The organism is Oceanotoga sp. (assembly GCF_030445905.1).
Classification (GTDB): Bacteria; Thermotogota; Thermotogae; order Petrotogales; family Petrotogaceae; genus Oceanotoga; species Oceanotoga teriensis.
In genome coordinates this window covers 1-6,005 of record NZ_JASUSU010000080.1, presented here as the reverse complement: position 1 = coordinate 6,005, position 6,005 = coordinate 1, and the positions used below count along the sequence as shown (strand labels likewise).

General features: G+C 27.2%; 5 protein-coding genes and 2 tRNA genes. 3 read left to right on the top strand and 4 right to left on the bottom strand.

Annotated features, from left to right (window positions below):
• Window positions 1-13 precede the first annotated feature (13 nt).
• Both PWP28_RS13660 and PWP28_RS13655 read right to left on the bottom strand, forming a co-directional pair.
• Complete coding sequence (locus PWP28_RS13660; protein WP_109603793.1) at window positions 14-1,306, bottom strand: hypothetical protein; 1,293 nt, start codon at window positions 1,304-1,306, stop codon at window positions 14-16.
• A gap of 17 nt (window positions 1,307-1,323) precedes the next feature.
• Entirely contained in the window at window positions 1,324-2,040 is a 717-nt protein-coding gene (locus tag PWP28_RS13655; RefSeq protein WP_264149897.1) for a WecB/TagA/CpsF family glycosyltransferase, read from the bottom strand.
• Window positions 2,041-2,373: 333 nt separating this feature from the next.
• Between PWP28_RS13655 and tig the strand changes: the two genes are divergently transcribed.
• The 3 genes from tig to PWP28_RS13640 all read left to right on the top strand — a co-directional run bounded on the left by tig (window position 2,374) and on the right by PWP28_RS13640 (window position 3,952).
• The gene (gene tig / locus PWP28_RS13650) at window positions 2,374-3,645 is read left to right on the top strand and encodes a trigger factor (RefSeq protein ID WP_109603791.1); all 1,272 of its coding nucleotides are present in this window, start codon (window positions 2,374-2,376) and stop codon (window positions 3,643-3,645) included.
• Window positions 3,646-3,761: 116 nt separating this feature from the next.
• Window positions 3,762-3,838, top strand: a tRNA-Asp gene (locus PWP28_RS13645).
• 37 nt (window positions 3,839-3,875) lie between these two features.
• Window positions 3,876-3,952 (top strand) — tRNA-Cys (locus PWP28_RS13640).
• 55 nt (window positions 3,953-4,007) lie between these two features.
• On the opposite strand, the gene PWP28_RS13635 is transcribed toward PWP28_RS13640, so the two are convergent.
• Both PWP28_RS13635 and PWP28_RS13630 read right to left on the bottom strand, forming a co-directional pair.
• Window positions 4,008-4,943 (bottom strand): radical SAM protein, encoded by a 936-nt coding sequence (locus PWP28_RS13635; RefSeq protein ID WP_369426050.1) that lies wholly within the window; start codon window positions 4,941-4,943, stop codon window positions 4,008-4,010.
• Window positions 4,944-4,996: 53 nt separating this feature from the next.
• Window positions 4,997-5,881 (bottom strand): DUF4438 domain-containing protein, encoded by an 885-nt coding sequence (locus PWP28_RS13630; protein ID WP_109603789.1) that lies wholly within the window; start codon window positions 5,879-5,881, stop codon window positions 4,997-4,999.
• Window positions 5,882-6,005 lie beyond the last annotated feature (124 nt).

Below are 6,005 nucleotides of genomic sequence, written 5' to 3'. Positions count from 1 at the left end.
TTTTTTATATTATTTAAATATCTAAATATTTAATTTTATTATTAATTCTTTTTTGAATATTTTTTATATCATCAATATCTGCAAACTTAACCTTTCTATCCCAAAGAGTTATGTTTCCTCCAACAATAGCTCCCCAAACTTCAATCTCAGTTCCAAGTCTAAAAGAAAGTTCTGTAAAAGGTGTTTTTGTATTGAATAAAAATTCTCCTGATCTACAATTCAATATTGTAAGATCTGCTTCTTGTCCAGAACTTACTTTACCCATTTGCATAGAAAATTCGTCTGAAACAAAAGAATAGTTGTTCATAAAAATAGTTCTCTCAACTTCAGAATATAAAATTCTTTGTTTAGCTTTATTATGAAATTTTTCTGTTATTAAAAGTGTTTTAGCCTCATTAAATAATGAATAATCTATTATACCAGTACCAATAGAAACTTTCATTCCTCTACCAAGCATATCAAGAAGATTAGGGGTATAATTTATTTCCATGAGTTCTGTTCTAACACTTTTTATGAGTCTAACTCCTTTAGATGCAAAAAAATCCATTATCTGATTGGTTATATTACCAGCAAATATAATATCTACTTTTTTAGATAAAATATTTTGTTCTTTCATAACACTTACAAGTTGTTTACCATGTTTAAGCATACAATATCTTTCTTCTTGTTGGAAATCAACAATAGCAATTCTCAATCTTTTCCCCATTTTTATGAATTCCTTCAAAAACTCATAATCTTCACTTTCTAAACCCCAAACGCCTAAAATAGTTATAGAAGAAATATCTTTATCTTTTAAAAGTTTTTCTCTGACTTGACGTGGTATACCATTTTCAGTTAAAAAAATTGGAGAAGGTTTTATTTTAACTCCTATTTGATCACCAATTTCTTTTACTCTTGAAATTTTTTCAGAATATGGAATTGATATAATAGAAGTAGTTATGCCATTTATAAGAGATTTATAAGCGCCAAGTTTGACTATATCTTCAAAAAGATTTTTATCTTCAACTAAATTTTGAGCATATCCAACTATTTTAGAAAATTTTTCATATGGTGGTAAATCTGAATTTTTTGACTTATTTATCAAAGATAATTCATTGATATAAAAACTTGTATATGGGTTTGAAAGTCCTGGAAGAACTATTTTTCCTTCCATATCTTTAATATCATCTTCAACTTCAACGTATTTATCTATGATATCTTGAGCATTTCCAAAATCAACAATTCTGCCATCTTTTATAAATATAGCACCATTTTCAATAACTTCTCCTATATTACCCGTTAATATAGTACAATTTTTTAATATCATCATGCCACCTCCACTTTTCATCTTTTAAAATAAATTTTTGAATAAAACTTGAAAAGTTCAGGTAATTTCTTGAACCTTTTTGGTTCAACAATCATCCTATATAACCACTCTGCTCCTATCTTCTGATAAAAAACAGGGGCTCTTTTCATTTCACCAGAAAAAACATCGATACTACCACCAACACCCATAAAAAATTTACAATTAATATTATCTATATTTCTTAAAATAAAATCTTCTTGTTTCGGTATACCCATTCCCACAAAAAGAACATCTGCTTTACTTTCATTAATTTTATCAACTATATTTTTTTCCCGAGTTTGATCAAAAAATCCATCACTATAACCTGAAACTTTTACTCCAAACTCTTCTTCAATTTTTTTTGTTGCTTTAAAGACATAATTTTCTTTCGATCCAAGTAAAAAAATCCGCAATTTATTTTTTGAAGAATAATCACAAATTTCTTTCATTGTATCGATGCCTGTACATCTCTCTGAAAAAACACCTCTTTTTCTCAAATATTTTACAATGCCTATACCATCGGGAATAGAATAATTAGCTTTTTTTATAGCTTGTTTATAAATTTCATTGTTTAAATATTCCATATACATCAAAGCATTAAGAGTAATTATCCAAGTTTTTTCATTATTATTAATACTCTCTTTGATGGTTTTAATTATTTCATCTCTATTACCAGTCAACATATCTATTCCATCAAGATTGTAAACAAAAGACATAAGTATACTTCACCTCAAGAATTTTTATATTTAATATTTAATCTTTAATATTAAATTATAGTAATTTTTATTATCACTTAATATTTTAACATTTTTCACCTCAATTATACATTATAATTAAATAAATTTAAAGTAAAATCTAATTCATGTAAAGATTATATAATTATTTTAAAATATAAAAGTATTATATAAAATAACAAAAAAGCCTTTATAATATCCATACAGATTATAAATTAAAATTAATTTTGACTTAATTTTAACAAAATTAAAGCATTTACAATGTATAATAATAAAAGCAAGTTAAATCAATAAATAAAATGGAGGTTGTATTAGATGGAGAAACAGCTTTTATCCGAAGTGAAAAATATTAAAAGATACCTCGTAAAGTTCACAAAAGATGAACTTGAAAAGGCAGAAAAAGATATAGTAAAAGAAGTTAATCAACACTATAAATTTGAAGGTTTTAGAAAAGGAAAAGCGCCAAAAGGAATCGTTAAAATGAGATTGGGAGACAATTTTAATATTTGGGTTAATGATCTTTTACAAGACCAAGCAATAACTGACTTTGAAAAAGAAGAACAATTATTATTCCCACCAATAGTCGATTCAAAAGCAAATGATGAAGGAAATATAGAACTTGAATTAGTACTTCATACATACCCTGAAATAACATCAGCAAAATTTGAAGATATAACAGTTGAAGTCCCAAAAACAGAAGGTGTTGTTGAAAAATATGTTGAAAATAAATTAAAAGAATTATTAGAAGAAAATGCTGTATTAGAACCAAAAGAAGGCAAAGCAGAATACAACGATTATGTGAGAGTAACTTATACTGTAATAAATCATGAAGGAAAAACTATACAAGAAAATAAAGAGTCTGAATATGTATTATATGAAGATGATAAGAGACCTATAGTTGAAAATGTAATCGGAAAAGAAAAAGGCGATGTCGTTGAATATGAAAGAGACTTTGATGACAAAAATTATAAATATACCGTAAAAGTAGAAGAAGTTTATACAAGAACTATTCCTGAATTAACAGAAGAATTTATAAAAGAATTAGATACAGAAATAGAATCTTTAAATGAGTTAAAAGAAAAATTATCTGAAGAAGGTAAAGAAATGTACAGTGGCTGGAATAAAGATTATATAAAAAATTACATAATCGGAGAAATTCCAGAACATGTTGAGGTTGAAATTGCCGAAGAAACTATTGAAGAATATATAACTAAATATGTAGAAAATCTTAAAAAAGATGGTAAATTTGAAAAAGAATTAGAAGAAAATGATAATGATGAATCGAAAGTTAGAGAAAATGCTAAAACTTCATCATTAAAATGGATAAAAGAATTAGTTGTTGTTGATAAATTAGCTAAAGAAAATGAAATAGAAGTTTCTGATGAAGAGTTGACTAATGCAATTAAAAATATAGCTACTATGTGGCAAATGCCTTTTGATAGAGCAAAGCAAGTAATATACTCTAATGAAAAATTATTAAATGAAGTAGTATGGGACACATTAAAATCAAAAGTTGTTGAAAAAATTCAAGACAAAGTAACAATAAAAGAAGTAGACTCTGATAAATTAGAAAACAAAGAAGATTAATAAAGAGGGGCTTAAAAGCCTCTCTTTTATTTAAATCATTTTGATACACAAATGCAACATTAATTCTCTGGACAAAACTCTTTTTTTTTGATAGAATAGAATCCGGAAATGGAGATGGGGACGTGGTGAAGTTGGTTATCATGCCGGTCTGTCACACCGGTGGCCGCGAGTTCGAATCTCGTCGTCCCCGCCAACTCTTAGCTCCTCATAAAGAGGAGTTTTTACTATGGGGCAACGTAGCCAAGTGGCCTAAGGCGGCGGTCTGCAAAATCGCTATTCGGGGGTTCAAATCCCTTCGTTGCCTCCATTATTCATTCACTAGTACATAAGATGCAAAAAAAGAAGCTTATTAGCTTCTTTTTTTATTTTATTCTATAATTTTTATATCCTTTATAATCAATTTTTATTATTTTTTCATCGATATCTAATTTATCTAATATTTCTTGAGGTTTTTCATTTTTTCTTTCTATTAAAAAGCTTTTTATTTCAAATTGATTCATAGGATGTCTTTTTATTATTGAAATAATAGCTTCTAAATCATCTATTTCTTCACTGTAAAAACCTTCTGAAGCAAGACTTTCCATAGAAATTCCATCAAGTTCATTAACAGCAAAGTTTATGTTCTCTTCATCTGGAATTTGAACCCATTCTTCTGCTGGTGGTCTCACAGGTACATTTATATATACTTTATCATATTTTATTTTTTCTAATATTTTTTTAAATTTCAATATACTATTTTTATCATCATTTATATTTTTTATTAACATTATTTCAATCCATATTTGTCCATCAAAATTCTTAGAAAATTTTTCTAATCCGAGAACAGAATCTTCAAAAATTATTTTTCCATAAGGCCTATTTATTTTTCTAAGCATTTCTTGATTATAAGAGTCTAAAGATGGTAATAATATATCTATATCTTTTATTTTTTCTCTTATATTTTTATCACTCAACAATGCTCCATTAGTTATAAGAGCTATAGGCTTTTTTGTGATTTTTTTTAATTCTGATATTAAATCGTCTATATTAGAATATAAGAGTGGTTCTCCTTCTCCAACTAAAGTTAAAACATCAAAATTAAAACCATTTCTCAAATAATCTTTAACTTCATTGACTATTTCTTTTGAGTCATAAAAATTTTCAATTTCATTTGTCATAGAAGTTGTTCTACCCAATTGACAATAAACACATGAATAATTACAATGTCCTTTAGGTATTGGGCTAACACCTAAAGAAAGACCCATTCGTCTTGAAGGAACCGGCCCAAATATATATTTATATTTATTCAAAACAAACACCTCTTTTAAATATATATAATCAATATCATAATTACATTATGATATTGATTTATTTAAAGTATAGACTCCATAAAGTTTTCTTCATCTGGAAGCATATAATTTTTTATATTTGAATTTTCATCTATCTTTGCTTCTATAATATTTTTCTTACATGTCATTATTGTCGTTACTCCAGGGCCATGTCCCATTTTTATACAATCAGAATGTACTATAACTCCTATAGAAACAGCATTTTTTAGATATCCTCTACCAAAAGTATTATCACAATCTTCTAGAAGAACTATATCTCCAAATTTTAAATTTTCAAGTCCATATTCTTTTATTGCATTTTCATCTGCAGTCATTATATCATAATCTCCTGAATAAGCTGATGCAGAACCTATACCAGAGCCCATTAAATATGGCGGTACTTTTGCTACTACTGGAAATATTAATTTTCCATCTTTTTCTTCTATTGGTATTCTTTCAAAAAGATTTGGATCTATATTCATAACTTTTATATCAGGATAATCGATTAAACTTAAGCCTTGTCCATAAGCTTTTATGAGTATTTTATCATCTATAGCCATGTTTTCCATATCTTTTAAAGGAAAGTCTATGAGCACATGTTCTATTCCTCCATGTGTACCTGTAACAAATCCTTTTGCACCTTTAGCTTCTCCAGTAACAACAATGGCTTCATTACCTATACAAGAAAGAGTCATTAAAGCATCTGATTCCGCTTTTATTTCATTTCTTATAGAAACTCCCGGTTCTATATGATCTCCAGCAAGTCCAAATACACTGTCTCCAATCTTAACATTATAAGTTATTCCTCCGGTTGCTGGTATTATATTAGGTATACCTTCATGACTTATTTTATAAGCGCCTCCCAATGGATGATGAATTTTACCTTGAACAGATACTTTAACCACTTTATTTTTATTATTGGTTAACATCTTTTGACCTCCTTGATTAATTTAGTTAGTATCTTTCTAAATTCTAAAAACGTTTATTTAAAGTAATTTTAAACGATGTTAAAAGGGATATTTACCTCCATAGGTTATAATTAAATTGTTAAGA